The sequence below is a fragment of the Microcoleus sp. Pol7_B2 genome (assembly GCF_036701035.1).
Lineage (GTDB): Bacteria > Cyanobacteriota > Cyanobacteriia > Cyanobacteriales > Microcoleaceae > Microcoleus.
Genome location: NZ_JAUBQB010000051.1, coordinates 32539 through 52284, shown reverse-complemented (window position 1 = coordinate 52284; position 19746 = coordinate 32539). Strand labels below are relative to the sequence as shown.

Annotated in this window: 11 protein-coding genes and 1 pseudogene; 8 read left to right on the top strand and 4 right to left on the bottom strand. The window is 46.1% G+C overall.

Features of this window, described 5'->3' with window-relative positions; all coding sequences use genetic code 11:
- The first annotated feature begins 410 nt into the window (after positions 1 to 410).
- The 3 genes from QUA57_RS18835 to QUA57_RS18825 all read left to right on the top strand — a co-directional run bounded on the left by QUA57_RS18835 (position 411) and on the right by QUA57_RS18825 (position 2674).
- The gene (locus tag QUA57_RS18835) at positions 411 to 758 is read left to right on the top strand and encodes a DUF6717 family protein (RefSeq protein WP_015175132.1); all 348 of its coding nucleotides are present in this window, start codon (positions 411 to 413) and stop codon (positions 756 to 758) included.
- Positions 759 to 904: 146 nt separating this feature from the next.
- Entirely contained in the window at positions 905 to 2122 is a 1218-nt protein-coding gene (locus QUA57_RS18830) for an LCP family protein (RefSeq protein WP_333062838.1), read from the top strand.
- A 27-nt stretch (positions 2123 to 2149) separates the two neighbouring features.
- On the top strand, positions 2150 to 2674 hold the full coding sequence (locus tag QUA57_RS18825) for a pentapeptide repeat-containing protein (RefSeq protein WP_333062839.1): 525 nt from the start codon (positions 2150 to 2152) through the stop codon (positions 2672 to 2674).
- A gap of 126 nt (positions 2675 to 2800) precedes the next feature.
- Here the strand turns inward: QUA57_RS18825 and QUA57_RS18820 are convergent, their stop codons facing one another.
- Positions 2801 to 4054, bottom strand: a complete 1254-nt coding sequence (locus QUA57_RS18820) for an S-layer homology domain-containing protein (protein ID WP_333062841.1) — start codon at positions 4052 to 4054, stop codon at positions 2801 to 2803.
- A 346-nt stretch (positions 4055 to 4400) separates the two neighbouring features.
- Here QUA57_RS18820 and QUA57_RS18815 point away from each other — a divergent pair, with 346 nt between their 5' ends.
- Positions 4401 to 5879: an amidase gene (locus QUA57_RS18815; RefSeq protein ID WP_333062842.1), complete on the top strand. Its 1479-nt coding sequence runs from the start codon at positions 4401 to 4403 to the stop codon at positions 5877 to 5879.
- A 526-nt stretch (positions 5880 to 6405) separates the two neighbouring features.
- On the opposite strand, the gene QUA57_RS18810 is transcribed toward QUA57_RS18815, so the two are convergent.
- Positions 6406 to 8616, bottom strand: coding sequence for a Tex family protein (locus QUA57_RS18810; RefSeq protein WP_333062844.1), 2211 nt, complete (start codon positions 8614 to 8616; stop codon positions 6406 to 6408).
- A 162-nt stretch (positions 8617 to 8778) separates the two neighbouring features.
- Between QUA57_RS18810 and QUA57_RS18805 the strand changes: the two are divergent.
- Positions 8779 to 9635, top strand: a pseudogene (locus tag QUA57_RS18805) (Uma2 family endonuclease).
- Positions 9636 to 9690: 55 nt separating this feature from the next.
- Here the strand turns inward: QUA57_RS18805 and QUA57_RS18800 are convergent.
- Together QUA57_RS18800 and QUA57_RS18795 are read right to left on the bottom strand one after the other, a co-directional pair.
- Complete coding sequence (locus QUA57_RS18800) at positions 9691 to 10668, bottom strand: class II fructose-bisphosphate aldolase (protein ID WP_333062846.1); 978 nt, start codon at positions 10666 to 10668, stop codon at positions 9691 to 9693.
- 293 nt (positions 10669 to 10961) lie between these two features.
- A complete protein-coding gene (locus tag QUA57_RS18795) occupies positions 10962 to 11696 on the bottom strand; it encodes a phosphoadenylyl-sulfate reductase (protein ID WP_333062847.1) in 735 nt (244 codons plus the stop codon).
- A 930-nt stretch (positions 11697 to 12626) separates the two neighbouring features.
- Between QUA57_RS18795 and QUA57_RS18790 the strand changes: the two genes are divergently transcribed.
- From QUA57_RS18790 to QUA57_RS18780, 3 genes are all read left to right on the top strand, one after another.
- A complete protein-coding gene (locus QUA57_RS18790) occupies positions 12627 to 12992 on the top strand; it encodes a response regulator (RefSeq protein WP_333062848.1) in 366 nt (121 codons plus the stop codon).
- Between the two features lie 257 nt (positions 12993 to 13249).
- Entirely contained in the window at positions 13250 to 13753 is a 504-nt protein-coding gene (locus QUA57_RS18785; RefSeq protein ID WP_333062851.1) for a chemotaxis protein CheW, read from the top strand.
- Positions 13754 to 13843: 90 nt separating this feature from the next.
- Positions 13844 to 19636, top strand: a complete 5793-nt coding sequence (locus tag QUA57_RS18780; RefSeq protein WP_333062853.1) for a PAS domain S-box protein — start codon at positions 13844 to 13846, stop codon at positions 19634 to 19636.
- Positions 19637 to 19746: the final 110 nt, after the last annotated feature.

Here is a 19746-nt window from a genome sequence, read left to right as displayed (position 1 = left end):
TTATCATTATTGTTCCATAATATTTCTGCAGAAAGAGGTATTGACAAAATCTACTCCTTTCTAACTTGTTACCAATGGACTATTCGTCCTTACTATAAACGTAGTAAGGGTTATACAAATAGGCAGAATAAGAGTAAAAATCCTGCAAGGAATCACCTTTATTCCTCTTTAATTTTGCTACTATTTACCTCAAATAAAAAACTCAAAAAAAAATTGCTCTAAAACCCCATCGCCCTCAACTTCGCCCATCCGCCCAAACCGAATAAAATTTTTAAATAACCCGGAAAAATTCCTAAGTTAAAACAGGCTGGTCAAAGCGGATAGCGCACAACTTCCGCGCAACAGAATATAATGTATCCACACTTGCATTTTTGCAAACAAAACAAAGGAAATGAAAAGAGGCGAATACCATGTCCAATGCCATGATGGTAATTTACCCCTATCGCGAACAGTACACCTGGGTTTTTGACGACGAGCGAGTCGGACTTGTCCGAGAACCATTTGTTCAGGGCGTCCCCGAAATGATTAACGCGCTTGTCGCAGACATTCCCAATGCCGCTCAAGGTTTCCGACTTTTATTTTCAGCCAATCCATTTCCCGGATATCAAGCAGAAATGCTGTGGTTGAAAGCAGAATACGGCGGTAACTGGTATCGGTGGGAATCGAAAAATCTCGAAGGCTGGCTGTGTCCGGCTATGTTCAAATACTTTCCCGAAGCACCGCCCAAGTTTTACTGCAAAGCTGAAAAACTGCAATAACCAACAGCAAGTCAATGAAAAACTTGTCAATTTTTAAAAGAAACTTTGTTGAACGAGTCGATAAAACATCTCGAAAAAAGCCTAAATTCTTCCTATATATAGTGGGGCTATTTTTCTTAGTTTTCACAGCCGCCATCTCAGCCACAATGGGAGCAATTACTGCCCTGTTAGCTCCCGTGGAACCGCCAATTATCAATAGAGTATTAGAGGCGACTGGCTTTGACTATCTATCCTCCAACCGCTCTGGATACCGCCTTTCGCGGCCCGTTAATATCTTGATATTGGGAATTGACCGCGTGCCGGAAGCTGCAGCCAATGGCCCTAAGATATTTAACGGTCGCAGCGATACAATACTCTTATTACACCTCGATCCTAGAGATAAATCTATTAGTTTGCTTTCTGTTCCACGAGATACTAAAGTCGAAGTTCCCGGAATTGCCTTCAGCAAAATTAGCGAAGCCAATGCTAGAGGAGGAGCAGCTTTGGCGACGCGATTGGTTAGCAGTATGCTGAACAATACGAAAATTGAACGATACGTGCGAGTCAGCAGCAGTGCGTTTCGGGAATTAGTGGATTTGTTAGGCGGAGTTGAGGTATTTGTACCTCGACCAATGTCCTATACAGATACCGCCCAAAAGTTAAAAATAAACTTAGCTAAGGGATGGCAAACTCTCAACGGAGAACAAGCAGAACAATTTGCTAGATTTCGCAACGACGGTTTAGGAGATATCGGCCGCATTCAGCGGCAGCAATCTTTAATTCAAGCTATTCGCGATCGCCTCGCAAGTCCATCAGTATTGGTGCGCTTGCCACAAATTGTTCGATTGATGCAAAAATATGTGGATACAAACCTAAATTATGAGGAAATATTGACGCTGGCAAATTTCGGTTTGCAATTGGAGCGAGAGAATTTTAAAATGGTAATGTTGCCGGGAAGTTCTAGTTCAGAACAAGCCGATTTGAGGAGTTATTGGATTGTAGATGCGATGGGGCTCGAGCGCATTATGACACAATATTTAAACCCGGGGGTGCCGGATTTTGCCCAAGGACGATTTCGCAACCCAACCGAGTCTGTTTTGCCCAGAAACCTCAAAATAGCTGTCCAAAACGCTTCTAACAAACCGACAACCGCAAAAAATGTTGCTGACTTTCTCACAAAAAAGGGCTTTTTTAATGTATCTGTAGTGCAGGATTCGCCAGAGAAGCAGCGTCAAAGTCAAATTATTGTTCAGCAAGGCGATTTAGAGGCAGCGAATTTACTGCGAAAAGAGCTAGGCGGCGGTAAAATTGAAGCCTCTTCTACCGGTGAAATCAATTCTGACTTGACGCTTCGCGTCGGCGAAGATTGGGTAAAACGATTTTAATTAGTCATTAGTCATTAGTCAATTACCATGAGTCCAATATCTGTGAAAAGAGTCTTCCGAATTTTCCTGAGCCTGCTTTTAAGTTTAGTGTTGGCTTTGGGGTGGGTGCTGCTGAGTGCTACTCCGGCATTTGCCCTGCCGAAAACAAGTATTAATTACACAAATATTAATTTGTCCGATCGCGATTTTTCCAACTCGGATTTAGCGGGGGGAACATTTGTCGCTGCTGAAATGCGGGGAACAAATTTTCAAGGTGCTGATTTAACTAATGCAATTTTGACTAAGGGAGTTTTGCTGAATGCCAACTTGTCAGGTGCTAACCTCTCCGGTGCTTTGGCAGATAGAGTTACATTCGACGGCGCTAATTTGACAAATGCTAATTTTTCCGAGGCAATCATGACTCGAACTCGGTTTTTTGATGCTGCAATTTCCGGGGCTGATTTTACTGACGCGATTATCGACGCTTATCAAGTGAGTATCCTGTGCGAGAAAGCAGATGGTGTCAATCCCGTGACGGGAGTGTCTACCCGAGACAGTTTGGGATGTCCGTAGAAATTCACACTAAAAAAATCCCTGGCTAATTATTTGATTAGATGCACCTGTAGGGAAGTGAAATACACAAATTAAAGCCCCTCTCCTGCAAGGCGAGGGGTTTGAGGAAATTTCCAAGTATTGGCTCTATCGAGCGCTACAAATGTCTGTGCTGGCAGTACCAACTACCAAATCGGAATTCAGAAGCAAATCTAAATCGGTGTCAGGATTAACAGCATACAAATCGACTTTATCTCGACCCAAAAATACTCCGATCAAAGTCCCAATTCCCGCACCGCCGAGCACCTCTTCAGTCGCGATCGCCCGATCGCCCGTAACACCTGCGATCGCCGCCGCTGCTGCTGCACCCAACGCCGTATTCTTAACCAGATTACCAACATTAACGCCCTTGGTAACAGTTTCTTTCCTAGTAATCAGTTGCGAAGTGGCATTGAGAGGCACTCTGCTGCCGTTGAGTATACTTAATTCTTGAGCCACAAACTGAACGCCCGAAGCAGTCGATCGCAATTCGCCACTAATTTTCGAGCCTTCCGGTATCAGCACTTGGCCATTATTGCCCGTGATATCCGAAGCAACAGTCAGCGTAATCGGAGACTTGTCATTGGGGCCGAGCAAAATCTTGCCTTTTGCATATTCGATTGGGATAGTCACCCCCCTAGGAATTTGCACAGCAACCGACTCGCTAACATCAATCTTAGCAATGTAAGGAGAATTAATTGCTCTTGCTTGATTGGTACTCACTAATGTTTGATAGATAAAAGCAGCTACTTCAGCTCGCGTTGCTGACTTGTTGGGTTTGAGAGATTTAGGACTGGGATAGCTGACAACCAACTGTTTTTCAGTAGCAGCAGCCACGCTTTTGACAGCATAACTTTGAATTTCACCCGCATCGCTATAGTAACTGAGAACATCTTGAAAATCGCACATAGGCTCATAGCCCATTCCGTTATTTAAAGCGACTACTACTTGAACGCGAGGAATCTGCTGTGTCGGCCTGAAAACATTGCCGGGATAGCCAGACATCCATCCCATTTCGTAAGCTTCGGCGATCGCCCCGCTTGCCCAAAAATTAGACGGAACATCGGCAAACCTTACAGCAGCGCGGGTTTTTGCCTTTTTCACAGAACGGATCATTGCCGCGAATTCAGCCCGCGTTACCAGTGCATCCGGGCGAAAACTGCCATCGGGAAATCCTTTGATAATGCCTCTTTCTGACAAATCTTGAATAAAATCTTTTGCCCAGTAGTTATTATTAACATCCGAAAAAGCTGTCTGAGCAAAAGAAGGCGCGGGAGCTAGCATCGGCGCTGCGGTTGCGGCAACGGTTCCTAATGTTAATAAAACAGATGTACCGGATTTGATGCGATGTAATACAGACATTTTTTGATTCTCCAATTTACACATTTTTTTTATTGAGGAGAACTAAGCTTTTAATAGGCGGATTTATTCGACCAGAACTTGCTCTTTCCCTCACTTATATAATCATTGTTGATTTTTTTTATTTTTCGTGCGGGGAAGATACGGTCTTTTAAAATAAATATTTTTATTCGGCTTGTGGAATTTTAAAAGGCTTAAATTCCTTAAAATCCTTATGTTGCTTATCTCCCTTATCTACCTTGTCTCTGCAATTAACAGAATTTAGGGACAAAGCCGTTTGATGTTAGTTAACTATATTAACTAAAAGTGAATATAATTAACTCGATCGAGAAATACCTGTTTGTTGCTTATGAGTAGCTTGACGTTTGCCTCTGCCCATCAGCTAGCGCGAATGATTCGCGATCGCGAAGTCTCTGCCGTCGAAGTTCTCGACGCTTACCTTACTCAAATCGCCAAACACAACTCGCAATTAAACGCCATTTGTACGCTGGATGAAGACAATGCCCGTACTAGAGCAAAACTTGCGGATGAAGCCCTAGCCAGAGGAGAAAACTGGGGTGCTTTGCATGGGGTTCCCATCACGATTAAAGACATTTTTGAAACAGCCGGACTCCGCACCACAGCAGGCTATATTCCCCTCAAAGATTATGTGCCTCAACAGGATGCAACTGCTGTTGCGAGATTGCGGGCAGCAGGTGCTGTCATCATGGGAAAAACTAACATGGCGGAACTGGCTGCCGATTATCAAAGCACAAATTCTCTGTTTCCACGGGTGAATAATCCTTGGCATCTTGACTACACACCAGGTGGCAGTTCTGGAGGAAGTGCCGCTGCTGTCGCAGCAGGACTTTCACCGTTAGATTTGGGCAACGATTTCGGGGGTTCGGTGCGTCAACCCGCTCATTTCTGCGGCATATATGGTTTAAAGCCGACAGATCGCCGTATTTCTACAGCAGGGCAGATTCCTGAAGTGCCGGGAATGCCACTATCTATTCGGCAAATGATGACCGTTGGGTGTTTTGCTCGATCGATCGAAGACATCCGGCTTTGTTTTTCGTTAATTGCAGGCGCGGATCTGCGACGCCCCGATGTCCCGCCGATGCCGCTCGATCGACCCTCTGGCAAGCCTTTGCAGCATCTCAAAATCGCTTGGACGGCTGAATGGGCCGAAGTTCCGGTTGCTTCTGAAATTCGAGCAGCTATGGAGTCGATCGTGCAAAAACTCTCTGACACAGGTGTCCAAATCGAACGCTGGCTTCCCAAAGACTTTGACCTTTCCAAAATATTGAATCTCTACGGGCGGATGTCAATGTACCTCACTATCTACGCTCAACCGCAGGATAGATATAACGTGCGTCGTAGTTTAGAGTTAATCTTCCGCACCGCAACCCAAGGCGACAAGGAACTCCGAAAATTGGGAGATTTCAGCAGATTCCTACCTGAGATATTGAATCCAAGTTTGAAAGGATATTTCGAGGCACTCACACAGCGCGATCGCTGCACTGCCCATATAGATGAGGCATTAGAACCGTGGGATGTATGGCTTTGTCCAGTTGCGGCAACCGCTGCGTTTACTCACCGTCCCGCTTGGAGTGCCGTTGACATTGATGGCAGATCCTATCCTTATTCAGTGGCAAACGGGGCTTACACCATGCCTTCTAATCTTAGCGGACATCCTGCTGTGGTAATTCCAATTGGGCAAACTCAAAATGGTTTACCGATTGGAATGCAAATTGTTGGTAAGCGGTGGTGCGAAATGGAGTTGTTGGCGATCGCGACTGAGATTGACAAAGTGGTTGGTAGCTTGCAACACCCACCTGGTTACTGAGCATTTTATCAAGTTTCACTTGATGGTCAATGTTTACTCTTGTGGTAGCGTGCGTCAGGTTTGAGATTTTTAATTGGCACGGAAAGTATTAATTTAACCCACAGTTTTTTGCGGGGGTGCGTCAGTTGTTAGATTATTAGTTGGAAATCAAAATAATCCTAGCTGACGCACCCTAATTGATTGTTACTGATGTGTAATGACTACCTTGTATCTGCCATTAACAGGATTTACGGACAAAGCGGTTTGAGAAGAACTGTCTCTGTTTTTTTAACTTGAGTTTACCTAGAGAGAGCGATCGCACCCAACATTTTGAGCAAGTTCGTATTTTTATCTCTTAAATGTTGGGAATCGGTAAGTGAAAACAATCCTTTGTACTTCTACGGCGGCACTTGGAAAACCAGCAAGAAAAAATAGCAATTACCAGCTTCTTCTTCTGTTCTCTTCCTTCGCGTCCTCCCCTACGGGAACGGCTTCGCCGAACGCGTCTTCGCGGTTCGATCGTCCTTTTTCACCTTTCCCCAAAGTTTCAACGTCGGCGCTGGGCCGGAAGCCTCGCGCTATTGCCATTTTGCGGTTGCGGTTTTTCTTGCAGCTTCATTGTCAAACTAACCCGCTTTAACTTCTCATTCACCTCCAAAACCCGCACTTTCACAACTTGTCCGACTTTAACAATCTGTTTGGGGTCATCTACAAAGCGATCGGCTAATTGAGAAACGTGAACCAAACCATCTTGGTGCACTCCCACATCAACAAAGGCTCCAAAGTTAGCTACATTCGTGATTATGCCTTCTAATTCCATCCCAACTTGCAAGTCGGAGATTTCTTTGATTCCTGCTTGGAAAGTGGCATATTTAAACTCGGCGCGCGGGTCTCTTCCCGGTTTTTCTAGTTCGGAAATAATGTCTCGAAGTGTTGGTTCACCCACTTTTTCAGTGACATATTTCTTGATATTTACAGTCTTGATTTTTTCCGATATTTGTGTTATTCCTGTCAGCGGCAAGTCTAAATCCTTGGCGATCGCTTGCACGACAGGATAACTTTCGGGATGAACTGCTGTATTGTCCAGGGGGTTTTCGCCGCCGCGAATGCGGAGAAACCCGGCTGCTTGTTCAAAAGCTTTTGGCCCGAGTTTGGGAACTTTCAGAAGTTGACGGCGATTTTTAAATGCGCCGTTTTCGTTGCGGTAATTGACGATATTTTTGGCAACTGTTGCCGTCATTCCTGACACAAATGTCAGCAGTTCTTTGGAAGCTGTATTTAAATCAACTCCCACATAATTAACGCAGCTTTCGACTGTTTCGTCGAGTTTCTTTTTGAGCAGTTTTTGGTCAACGTCGTGCTGGTATTGACCGACTCCTATTGATTTCGGGTCGATTTTCACGAGTTCGGCGAGGGGGTCTTGCAAGCGCCGTCCGATGCTGACTGCACCGCGGACGGTGATGTCGAGGTCTGGAAATTCGGCGATCGCCACTTCGCTTGCTGAATAAATCGATGCACCGGATTCATTCACCATGACTTTAATCGGTTTCCTGTCAATTTCTGCCAAAACTTCCGAAACAAATTCGTCTGTTTCCCGGGAAGCTGTACCGTTGCCGATCGCGATTAATTCAATTTTATATTTTTCAATTAAATGCTTGACAATTTTACCAGCTTGCTGTCGCTGAGCGGCCGCTTGGTGGGGAAAAATTGCTTGATATTCTAAAAATTGCCCGGTTTCATCGAGGGCGGAAACTTTGCACCCCGTGCGAAATCCCGGATCGATCGCCAGTGTCGGTTTCATTCCCGCCGGCGCCGACAGCAGCAACTCGCGCAGGTTGGTTTCAAAAGTGGCGATCGACTCGATATCAGCGACGGCTTTGTTGTGCGATCGTACTTCTGTAATTAACGAAGTCTTCATCAGTCGGTTAAAGGCATCCTTCAAAGTTGATCGATAAAACTCTTTAACTTCCGGTATCCTAGTTCTAATTTCCTGAGCTTCCAAATAAGCCATCACTGCGGATTCATCAAAAGCCAGTTCCAAATCTAAAACCCCTTCCGTTTCCCCCCGAAACAGCGCTAACATATTGTGCGATTGAACGCTTCTCGCTGCAACTTGGTAATTGCGGTACATTTCAAATTTAGTGCTTCCTTCAGGGAAATCATCTTTAATTTTCGAGACAAAAACTCCTGTTTTCATCAAAAACTCTCGCAAATAAGCCCGCAATTCTGCTTTTTCAGAAACCGCTTCCGCCAAAATATCCGCAGCACCTTTGAGAGCTTCTTCTGCTGTTTTCACTCCCTTTTCTTCGGAAATATATTTAGATGCTTCCGCCTCAAAATCTGCTGGTTTAGCCGTCGGTAAATTCAGACCTTTGATAAAATTCGCCAGCGGTTCCAAGCCTTTTTCCCTAGCAATTGTGGCTCGCGTCCGCCGCTTGGGTTTGTAAGGCAGATAAAGGTCTTCGAGTTCGTTCTTTTGCAAACACGATTCGATTTTAGCTTGCAGCTCTTCCGTGAGTTTCCCCTGAGAGCTAATCGTCTCTAAAATCGATTTTTTGCGCTCTTCAATTTCCGTCAGATACGTGAAGCGATCGGAGATGTCCCGCAACTGAATTTCATTCAGCAAATCCGTGCGTTCTTTGCGGTAGCGGGCAATAAACGGAATAGTTGCTCCCTCGGCGAAAAGTTCCAGAGCATTATTGACTTGAGACAGATTAATGGAAAGTTCTTGAGCAATCAGTTGAGGAATGTCGATCATAGTGCAGAATTTCAGCTCAGTCGATTTGAGATTTGAGAGGTAAGATTTACTTCACCAAATAGAGGAAGAAAAGTTTGAAATAAACGTTTTACAGGGTGTGGGCGCTCGTCCTGCAAGTATTAAAATGATGTTAGCATAAATGCAGTCATTTCTCAATATTATATGTTGCCTTTTAAATATCCTGTGTCGCAAACCGATCCGCCGCGATCGCCCAGAGAAACGCTGCCGACAATGTATGATTTACCCAGCGAAGACCCGGAGGAACCTGGTTTCCGGGACGAATTTCACGATTTGCAGCCGCAGTTGTTGAGTCTGACGTTTCGACCTCGGAATTATCCAGCTTCTGAGATATTTAGCGGCACCGACATGAACCTTTATTATGACGTGAATCACACTCTGTGGCACAAGCGACCGGATTGGTTTGCAGTTGTGGGAGTTCCCCGACTTTACGATCGCTCCGAACTGCGGATGAGTTACGTTACTTGGCCCGAAGGCGTGAAGCCTTTTGTAATTGTAGAACTGCTTTCGCCGGGAACAGAAAAAGAAGATTTAGGCGACAATACCGATGAGGAAAAGTTGCCACCTCAGTCGGAAAACGCTGCGGGTAACAGGCAAGTTTTGGAGGCCGAGACGAAGGAGAAACCGCCTAGAAAATGGGAGGTTTACGAGCAAATTTTGCGGGTTCCTGTTTATGCAGTTTTCAGTCGCTATACTAACAGGTTGCGAGTGTTTGAATTGAAGGGCGGACACTATCAAGAATTAGAATTGCCCTAGTCGCGAGTGTGGATTGCTGACCTAAGTTTGGGCTTGGGTTTGTGGCCGAATTTCAGGAAATCGATCGACTGTGGTTGCGCTGGTATGATGTTGATGGCAAGGGGATTCTGACTGAAGCGGAACAGCAACGGCAGCGGGCCGAGTCAGCAGAATCTAGGGCTCAACAAACGGAAGCTCAATTGCAGTCTTTAATTCTGCGGCTGCGGGAATCTGGCATTGATCCCGATCAATTTTTAAACAGTTAGAGAGGACTGAAGTCCTGACTAAAAACTGGTTCGCAGTCAGGACTGGAGTTTTTTTTTACTTCAACATAAGACTGAAGGCCTCACTATACACAGGCTTTAACATTTGATCCAAACTTGATTGATTGCGACTTGTTTGTTTGTTGCTGGTACTCTTTGCGGTCAAGTCCTCCGTATCGACAGAGTGATGCAAATAAGCTTTACCGACAGAACCGAAAAGTTGCAGTTTGTCAGAAATGACCCATCGCATGGCATCGATAGCTTTTTCCATTATTTCCAACAAATCCGGATGTGCCTCAGAAATGCTACTTTTTAACACCTCCATATAAGCTTCGCGAACTTCCGTATTCACATTAAATTTAGATACTCCGAATTTAATACATTGATGAATCATTGAGTCCGGCAAACCGCTAGCACCGTGCATCACTAACGGCACTGAAACAGCAGCCCGGATTTTTGCCAGACGCGGAAAATCGAGTTTCGGTTCGCTTAGATATTTGCCGTGAACGTTACCAATTGTTACAGCCAAAAAATCCACCTTAGTTTCTTTGATAAACTCTACTGCTGCTACGGGATCGGTCATCCTTGCGGCTTTCTCATCGATTGTCAAACCTTCTTCCCTGCCACTAATTCTGCCGATTTCTGCTTCAACTGCCGCACCGTTAGCGTGGCATAATTTAGTCATTTCCCGGCTAAATATTAAGTTTTGTTCGTATGGCAAAAAAGAACCGTCTGCCATAGTTGATTTGATGCCAGCGGCTAGGGCGAGGTGAATGTCTTTTTCTGAGGTGCTGTGATCTAAGTGTACTGCGATCGGCACTAAAGATTCGCGGGCCGCTTTGATGCACAGCGCGACTAAAGGCGATTGTCCGTATTGGAGGGCGCTGGGGTGAAGTTGCAGTATAGCAGGGCTGTGCAGCGCTTCGGCCGCATTGATGACGGCTTTTACTCCTTCGAGGTTGTAGACGTTAAAAGCGCCGATCGCATAACCATTTCTCAAGGCCGTGTTCAGCAATTCGCTAGTTGAGGCGAGCATATAGTACCTGCTTTAAAAACTTTTCTGAATGTTGATCATTCTATCAAATTTCAAGGGCAAGCTCAGCTTAATTTGTGTTTATTTTAATTGCGAATTTTTCGGCTAGCATTTATTCTGAATGTCGATCATTATATCAAAGTTTAAGGGCAAGCTCAGCTTAATTTGTGTTTATTTTAATTGCGAATTCTTCGGCTACGATTTATGTGAAGTGCATTTATTCTTGGGTAAGGTGCGCCTAGCGCACCCTACTATTTGTTTGGTGAGCCTAGCGCACCTTACAACTAACTGATTTACTATGTTTGTGCGTTACCAGCGTGCAAACCGCATTCTTTTACGGTCGCTTCTTCCCACCACCAGCGACCTTCGCGTTCGTGTTGGTTCGGCAATACCGGCTTCGTACAAGGTTCGCAACCAATACTTACAAAACCCCGTTCGTGCAACTTGTTGTAAGGCACATCCAAAGCGCGAATGTATTCCCAAACCTCTGCTGAAGACCAGTTTGCTAAGGGGTTGAATTTAATTAATTCATGGTCAGGAGTTGAGAATGCAGTGTCAACTTCAATGACCGGAATACCGTTGCGGGTACTGGGACTTTGGTCTTTCCGCTGACCAGTAATCCAAGCATCGAGAGTATTCAGTTTGCAGCGCAGCGGCTTGACTTTCCGCACGCCGCAGCATTCTTTGTGACCGTCTTGATAAAAACTAAACAATCCCTTTTCTTCTACTAGGGCTTGTACTTCTGCTGCATCGGGAAACATTACTTCTAATTTAATGCCGTAATGTTTTCTGACTTGATCCAAAAATTGATAAGTTTCCGAGTGCAATCGTCCGGTGTCTAGGGTGAAAACGCGGAAATTCTTGGTAATTTTTGAGGCAAGATCGATCAGAACTACATCTTCAGCCCCGCTGAAAGAAATTGAGATATTGTCAAAATTTTCTAGGGCAAATTTGAGAATGTCTCGCGGTGTTTTTTGACTGTATTCTGCTTCTAGCGCGGCAATGTTGAGATTTCTTTGGATGGCAACCATATTTTCGGGTTTTCGGTGTTCTTTTCCTCTAGCCCTTTATTATAGCCGATCGCCGTCTCTCTCTCACCGAGTAATTTGACAATCAAGCAATGTCGTCCGGGGCCCCCGGATTCATCCGTGAAGCGAGAAAAAAGCTCCGACTGCTCATCACCCGCCCCGGATTTATCAGTGTGAGCGCTTCTTCAATTCTGAAACCTAAAATCTAAAACCTAAAATCGATTGACCGCATCTTGCAGCAGTCTTTTCGGCTGGGTCCACAATCAAGCTCAAGGATGGCGATCGCCTTCTGGTAGTAGTTTTAGTGAAACCCACACTTCTCTACTGGGTAAAATGGGACTGCAGCGCGGTCAGTTTATTTTCCCCCAAAATTATAAATTACAGACAATAAAATTATTTAAATTTCATTGTTACCTTCCTCAATTTGGGCATTAATTATTAATTCAATAATAGCGACAACTCAGCAATATAGTGCTGTATATTAAGTTAAAATTTTTATATCTGTACCAGTATTAACTGCGCCCTAGCTACTTTTCAAGGGCTGTTATTTGAACCAATGAAATAACTTAACCAGCACGACTTAGGCAATGCGCTGAACTAGACAATTGGGAACAAATCTCAAAAAAGTACGTAGAAAATCCCGCTTTGGTACCCCAGTCGCTCTTTCTCATAATAGCTGTTGGTTTCAACACAGCGAATTACCAATAATCAATTACCACTTACCGATTAATTTATTCAGACCGATTCCGTTAGCAAAGTAAATTTTTATCGTTTTTAATCACTGACAGCTAACCTTCAGCCATGCGATCGGCTATATTGTATTTGGAAGTACATTAATTTGTCCGCAAAGCGGTATAGTCCCATCGCCGCCGGTCGCGCCAGCTTCTGAATAAACGTAGTCCGCTGTCAACAACAGCAAGGAAGTGTGGAATTATGTCAAAAATTTTAGTAGTGGACGACGTTAAGACCGAACTAGAAATCATCTGTCGCATTCTTCAAGATGCCGGACTGGATGTGATCCGGGCAGGCGACGGCGAAGAAGCGATCGCCATGATCCGCAAAACTCCTCCGGCTTTGGTCGTTTTAGATGTAGTGATGCCACGAATGAACGGGTTTGAAGTGATCAGAGAATTGCGGGGCGATCGCGCAACGGCCAAATTGCCCGTAGTATTTTGTACTCATAAAAACACCGAGATCGATAAAGCTTGGGGAACTGATTTAGGCGCCGACGCTTACGTTAGCAAACCCTTTGAACCTCAGCAACTGGTTCACATAGTGCAGCGTCTGCTTTCGGCGTAGTCCGAATATAAAGTGATCGCCAGCTTTCCCAAAAATATTATACCGATAAACCCCGTTTTTTTTAAATAAACTGGGTTTTTGAATTCCATAAAAGTTTATGTTTAATGATAAAAACCTGCTTATTTGCCCAGCCGAGATTTATTTAACGGAAACATTTGAGGCACCCAAAGTTATTCTGAAAAACTCGATCGGCGATCGACTTTAGGGTCTAAGCAAAATTCTAATTTGTAAGCTACACTATAAACTAAAAATAAGCCATGAAAATAACGGCTTCCCCCACTGGGGGGAATCAGACAAGTGGAACAAAGCAATTTCTCCTGTTCGGTCAAGGAGGCAGTCTGTTCGCCATAGACTTAGAGGCAGTGCGGGAAGTCCTTTCCCTCAAGGAACAACCGATTTCCCTGGTTCCCAACACCCTGCCATTTTTGCTGGGATTAACCAACTTGCGGGGCGAAATCTTAGCAGCAGCAGACTTCGGACTGTTCGTCGGTATTGAGTCGGTTGACATCCACCACCCAAACAGCCGCATCTTAGTTGTAGAAGCCCCCGATCCACGAGACGTGAGATTGTTGTCGAGAATCAGCCTGGGATTAGCCGTCTCCCGCGTCGAAGGAGTTTTACCTCTCAATCCCGATCGCATTGTCTCAGCACTAGATGTCAGTCCCGACCTAGCTCCATTCTTAAAAGGTCTGTACAATTCCGAAGGACGTTTGCTAATGATTGTCGATGTAGAAGCGATCGCCCATTCCGAACGCTGGTAAAAAGCAACCATACAGGTAAGTCTACAACTGCTTTCCATCAATAATTTTAACTAACGATCGCCCGCATCCGATTTGCCCATCCTTAATTTTATGATCAAAATTCTCTATACCTTGATCGCAACGACTTTAACCCTGACGTTGCCTGACTTCTCCCAATCGGTGCTAGCTGGAGCTGCTAATTGCATCATTTGTGTGTGTTACTTTGCCATCGCCTGGATAATCAGCTTAGGTTTGTGGCGAAACCGTCAATTCGGGTTGGACATCTTCGCCACAGCCACAGCAGCCATATTTTGGACCTGCGCTTTCGGCCACAGCGGCCACGCCGCCGAATACCTAGGGCTGCCCCACTCTCCAGTGGCACAAACTGTGTTCGATTGGATCACTGTAATGGCGGCGCTCGTTTTTTTGAGTTTGTCCAACCGCTACGGATTCTTAGTAGGTTCTACCCGCATCCTTAACGCTAAAAAAGAAACAGAACAAGCACTGAGCGAAACTAACCAGCGATTTCACGCCATCTTCGACCAAGCTTTTCAAGCGATCACATTATTGGAGCCAGACGGTACTGTGCTCGAAGCAAATCAGACAGCGCTAGAAGTGGGCGATTTCCCAGCATCAGAAGTGCTGGGGCTGAAATTTTGGCTGACACCTTGGTGGGCCTCAACTCCAACCAACCAGCAGCGCCTAAAAGCGAACATTCAACAAGTTTCCGCCGGTAATTTTGTCCGGGAAGAATACGAAATCATCGGCCCCAATAACCATGTGACAGTAATGGACGTGTCGTTTAAGCCGCTGTTAAATGCAACAGGAGAAATATTTCAAATCCTCGCCGAAGGCCGCGACATTACCCAGCGCAAAAAGGCAGAAGCCGCATTGCAGCAGCTAACTGCAGAACTAGAGCATCGAGTGAATGAAAGAACCGAGCAGCTCCTGCAAACTAACGCACAAATGGAACAGGAAATTCGCGATCGCACCGCAGTACAAGAGCAATTAAAAGCCTCAGAACAATTCTTAAACAACATCCTCAACAGCATCCCCGACCCGATTTATGTCAAAGACCAACAGCACCGTTGGATCATATTAAATGATGCCTTTTGTCAATACATAGGTCATAGCAGAGAAGAACTAATTGGCCAATCCTACGACCAGTTTTTGCCCAAAGAGGAAGCAGAGACATATCGAGAAAAAGACGAATTAGTTTTCTCGACAAATACCAGCACCGAAATCCAAAAAACCATCACAGATCCAGCAGGAAACACCCGCTTTGTCTCCGCCAAAAAATCTACCTTTGTAGATGCCGACGGCAGACAATTTCTCGTTTGCGCGATTAGAGATATCACCAATCGCGTGGAAATGGAAGAACAACTGCGGCACACACTCGCCAAAGCAGAAAGCTCCCAAAACTTGCTGCGTACAGTCATTGACGCTACGCCAGACTGCATTTTCGTCAAAGATCGAAACTTGCGCTACACCCTAGTCAATGCAGGTTTCGCCGCCGCATTCGGCAAAACTCAAGCAGAAATTATCGGCAAAGACGACGCAGAAATCGGCATATCGGTTGATCGCATCTTCCCCAACTTCCACGCCCAAACCGATTCCGAGAACCAAATCCAAAACTTCCGGGCCGGCAACCACCTCGCCCCCGGTTCCAACGACTTAGCCACCTTAGCCGACGGCAAAGTACACAGCTTCGACACCCAGAAATTGCCCCTCAAAGATGCAGAAGGCAATATTTTAGGAATGCTCGGCATGGCGCGCGACATCACAGAGCGTCGCAAATCGGAAAAAGAACTATTGCGGTTCAAAGCAATTTTAGAAACCACAACAGACTGGGTAGGCATCGCCGACTCCCAACAGCGCGCCATTTATCTCAACCGCGCAGCCAGAGAAATGTTGGGAGTTGGCGACGACGCAGATTTAACTGGAATCAGCATTTCTGACCTGACATCCCCCAAAAGTATCGACACTATTGTGAAAGTCGGCATCCCCGCAGCTTGCCGAGACGGGGCGTGGAGTGGCGAGACAGTTTGGCAGAGTTTAGACGGCGAAGAAATACCAGTTTCTCAAGTAATTGTTGCCCACAAATCCGAGAATTCAGAAGTTGAATTTGTCTCAACGATCGCCCGCAACATTACTGAACGCAAGCGCGCAGAAGAAGCATTGCAGCAGAACTTGCAAATGCTCGACCTTGCCAGCGACGCCTTAATCGTTCGGGATATAGACGGCACGATTAATTATTGGAGTCAGGGAGCCGAACGGATGTACGGCTGGACAAAAAAAGCAGCTTTGGGAAAAGTCACCCATACTCTATTGCACACCATTTTTCCCCAGCCTTTCGCAGCTATTTCGGCACAGTTAGAACATCAGGATTATTGGGAAGGAGAAGTAATTCACACCACAAATTATGATGCCAAAATTACCGTATTTAGCCGCTGGAATTTGCAGCGAGACGAACAGGGTAAACCCAAAGCTATTTTAGAAACTAACAACGACATCACGGCTCGCAAGCAAGCCGAAATAGAAAAACAAAGATTGATTTCGCTCGTAGAAAGTAGCTCGGATTTTATCGGCACGGCTACCCTGGAGGGAGAGGCAACATACCTGAATGTCGCGGGAATGAAACTAGCAGGATTGCCAAATATTGAAGAAGTAAAAAGCAAAAGCGTTTATGACTTCTTCTCAGCAGAAGACGTTAATATTTTCAAAGAAGAAATCCTGCCGGCTACTGTGCGAGACGGTTTTTGGCAGGGCGAATTCCGCTTGCGGAACTTTCAAACCGGCGAAAACTTTCCGGTTGACTTCACCCTATTTACCGTCAACAACCCAGAAACGGGCGAGCCTATGGGGCTAGCTACAGTTAGTCGCGACATCAGCGATCGCAAACGCGCAGAAGAGATGCTGCGCGATCGCGAAAGACTATTCCGAGCCATTTTTGACCAATCGTTCCAATTAGTGGGGCTGCTCAAACCAGACGGAACCGTTTTGGAAGTCAACCAAACAGCCCTCGCCGTCGCCGGACTGGAGCGCGAGGACTTCCTAGGCACGCAGTTTGTAGATAATTTGTGGTGGAAAATTTCCCCAGAAGCCAAGCAAAAAGTGCAAGCTGCGCTCGCAAAAGCCGCCGCCGGCGAGGTAGTCCGCTACGAAGCCGACGTGCTCGTTGCTGGGGGTGCTGTGATGACTGTGGACTTCTCCCTCAAGCCGATCGTAGACGACAGCGGCAAAGTCGTGCTGCTGATTCCCGAAGCTCGCGACATCAGCGATCGCAAAGCCCTAGAACGAGAATTAGTTGTGCGTCAAACCCGCTTTGACGCATTTTTCAAAGCCGCCCCGGCCTCAATGTTTATTCTTGACGAGCAGTTGCGCTTCGTCCAAGTTAACGAGAAATTAGCCGAAACCATCGGCGTCTCAGTTGCCGAACACCTCGGCAAGACTGTGAGGGAAGTTGTACCCGAAATGATCGATACCCTACAGCCGATGTTGCAGCAAGTTCTTGTCACCAACCAACCGCTTTTAAACGTTGAGGTGTCGGGATCAATCTTCAACGAACCGGGCGTCATGCGAGATTGGCTGGCGTCATACTTTCCTTTACCCGGCTCTGACGGCAAACCCATCGGTGTCGGCGGTGTGGCGCTCGAAATTACCGATCGCAAAAAAGCAGAAGAAGAGCGCGATCGATTTTTTACCCTTTCCCTAGACTTGATTTGTACTATAGGTTTTGAAGGCAAATTCAAGCGCATCAATCCCTCTTGGGAAAAAACACTCGGCTACAAGGCGCATGAACTTGAAGACAACTATTATATCGATTTAGTCCATCCAGACGATCGCGAATCAACCATAGAACAAGCGGAAAAAGTAGCCAGCGGCGCCGAATTAAAGTCTTATGAAAATCGCTACCGCTGCAAAGACGGTTCCTACAGGTGGCTGTCGTGGAAAGTGCGACCTGTAACCGAACAACAGCTCATGTATGCAGTTGCTCGCGACGTTACCGAAAGCAAACAGGCGATGGTGCAACTGGAAAAAACAACAGCCCAATTAGCCAGTTCCGAAGAGCAATTTCGCCAGCAAAGCAATCTCTTGCAACTGCTAATAAACAGCATTGGCGACGGCATAATTGCTGCCGACGAAAAAGGCAATTTTGTTTTGTTCAACCCCGCCGCCGAAGATATCTTTGGCATGGGTGCGACAGATGCTCTTCTTAATGAATGGTCAGCAAGATACGGTTTATTCTTGCCCGATACCGTAACTCCCTTTCCCCCAGCCGACATACCTTTAGCGCGCACGGTTCGAGGAGAATCCGTTGACGACGTAGACCTTTTCACCCGCCACGCAGGCAAGCCAGAGGGCCTGTGGGTGAAAGTTAACGGTCGGCCGCTCAAAGACGAAACGGGGGCGCTTAAAGGCGGCGTAGTCGTTTGCCGCAACGTCACCGAACAAAGAGCATCCCAGGAGCGAATGCAGCAGTTGGCCGAGACACAGGAACGCTTGCTGCAAGAACTAAAAACTCGGCAAAATGCCCTAGACGAATCGGCGATCGTCAGCGAAACTGATGTCCAAGGCATGATTACCTACGTCAACGACAGATTCATTGAAATCTCCGGTTACAGCATGGGAGAACTCCTGCACCGCAACCACCGCCTCATCAATTCCGGCTACCATCCCAAATCATTTTTTGAAGAAATGTGGGTGACACTTTCTCGCGGTTTGGTGTGGCAAGGGGAAATCAAAAACCGACGCAAAGATGGCTCGTTTTACTGGGTATATTCGACGATATCCCCCATTTTTGATACCAGCGGCACAATAGTCAAATATATCGCCATCCGCTTTGACATCACCGAGCGCAAAGAAGCAGAAGAACGACTAGAAAAATTGGCCGCCGAACGCAAAGCTGAAGCTGATTCTCTGACGCAGCAAGTCCTTAAATTGTTGGGAGAAATTAAAGGGGCTGCTCAAGGCGACTTGACAGTCAGGGCGGAAGTGACTAACGACGTTTTAGGTGCTGTCGCCGACTCTTTCAACTTCTTAATCGGTTCTCTGCGGAAAGTGGTAACGGGAATTCAAACTTTAGCGGAACAGGTAACATCTGCTACCGACGAGTCAATTAACAATACCAGTCAACTCACCCAACAGGCAGAAATTCAAGCAGCAAAAATATCTGCCATCATGCGCGAAATCGAGCGGATTGTGAATTCGATCCGCGACGTGCGAGATGTTTCGGTGCGGGCAGAAACAGTGGCCCAGCAGTCTTCTCAAACGGCTGAAGTCGGCGGTATGGCGGTCGATCGAGCTGTCGAAGGCATTAACGGGCTCCGGTTGACGATCGCCTCTACCTCGAAAATGATGAAGCGTTTGGGCGAATCTTCGCAGCAAATTGGCAAAATTGTGACTTCGATTTCTCAACTTGCTTCGCAAACTAATTTATTAGCTCTGAATGCTACTATTGAGGCGGCGCGAGCCGGCGAACAAGGTTTAGGCTTTGCAGTTGTTGCCGAAGAAGTGCGGAAATTAGCAGAAAGATCCGCCGGCGCTACGGAGGAAATCTCCGAAATTGTCGGTACAATTCAAGAAGAAATCAGCCGCGTGATGAAGGCAATGGAATCCGGGACGCTGGAGGTAGTGGAAGGCACTAAGCTGGCAAGCGAAGCTAAAACTCACCTCAATGCCATTATCGAAGTTAGTCGAGAAATGAATGCTTTGGTACAGAATATTACTAGCGCATCTGCCAAGCAAACTGTTTCGGCTGAGGGAATTGCTAACAGTATGCAGCAAGTCAACGAGATTGCGAATACGACTGCACAAAAAGGTGCGGATGTCAAAGCATCTTTGGACGAGCTGTCTGGTTCTTTGGGCCAATTGCAAAAGTCTGTGGCGAATTTCCGCAGTTAGTTCAGTTGACTGTTAACAGTTAACAGTTGACGGTTGACTGTTAACTGTTGACGGTTGACTGTTATACGAATCACTAATAACTATCGTTGTTGCCGGGGCGGGTTGAGAAA

Excerpts from the sequence above, each read along its gene's own strand:
- QUA57_RS18800 (WP_333062846.1), bottom strand. The coding sequence starts at position 10,668 with ATGCTCGCCTCAACTAGCGAATTGCTGAACACGGCCTTGAGAAATGGT.
- QUA57_RS18790 (WP_333062848.1), top strand. The coding sequence starts at position 12,627 with ATGTCAAAAATTTTAGTAGTGGACGACGTTAAGACCGAACTAGAAATC.
- QUA57_RS18830 (WP_333062838.1), top strand. The coding sequence starts at position 905 with ATGGGAGCAATTACTGCCCTGTTAGCTCCCGTGGAACCGCCAATTATC.
- QUA57_RS18780 (WP_333062853.1), top strand. The coding sequence starts at position 13,844 with ATGATCAAAATTCTCTATACCTTGATCGCAACGACTTTAACCCTGACG.
- QUA57_RS18815 (WP_333062842.1), top strand. The coding sequence starts at position 4,401 with ATGAGTAGCTTGACGTTTGCCTCTGCCCATCAGCTAGCGCGAATGATT.
- QUA57_RS18835 (WP_015175132.1), top strand. The coding sequence starts at position 411 with ATGTCCAATGCCATGATGGTAATTTACCCCTATCGCGAACAGTACACC.
- QUA57_RS18785 (WP_333062851.1), top strand. The coding sequence starts at position 13,250 with ATGAAAATAACGGCTTCCCCCACTGGGGGGAATCAGACAAGTGGAACA.
- QUA57_RS18825 (WP_333062839.1), top strand. The coding sequence starts at position 2,150 with ATGAGTCCAATATCTGTGAAAAGAGTCTTCCGAATTTTCCTGAGCCTG.
- QUA57_RS18795 (WP_333062847.1), bottom strand. The coding sequence starts at position 11,696 with ATGGTTGCCATCCAAAGAAATCTCAACATTGCCGCGCTAGAAGCAGAA.
- QUA57_RS18810 (WP_333062844.1), bottom strand. The coding sequence starts at position 8,616 with ATGATCGACATTCCTCAACTGATTGCTCAAGAACTTTCCATTAATCTG.
- QUA57_RS18820 (WP_333062841.1), bottom strand. The coding sequence starts at position 4,054 with ATGTCTGTATTACATCGCATCAAATCCGGTACATCTGTTTTATTAACA.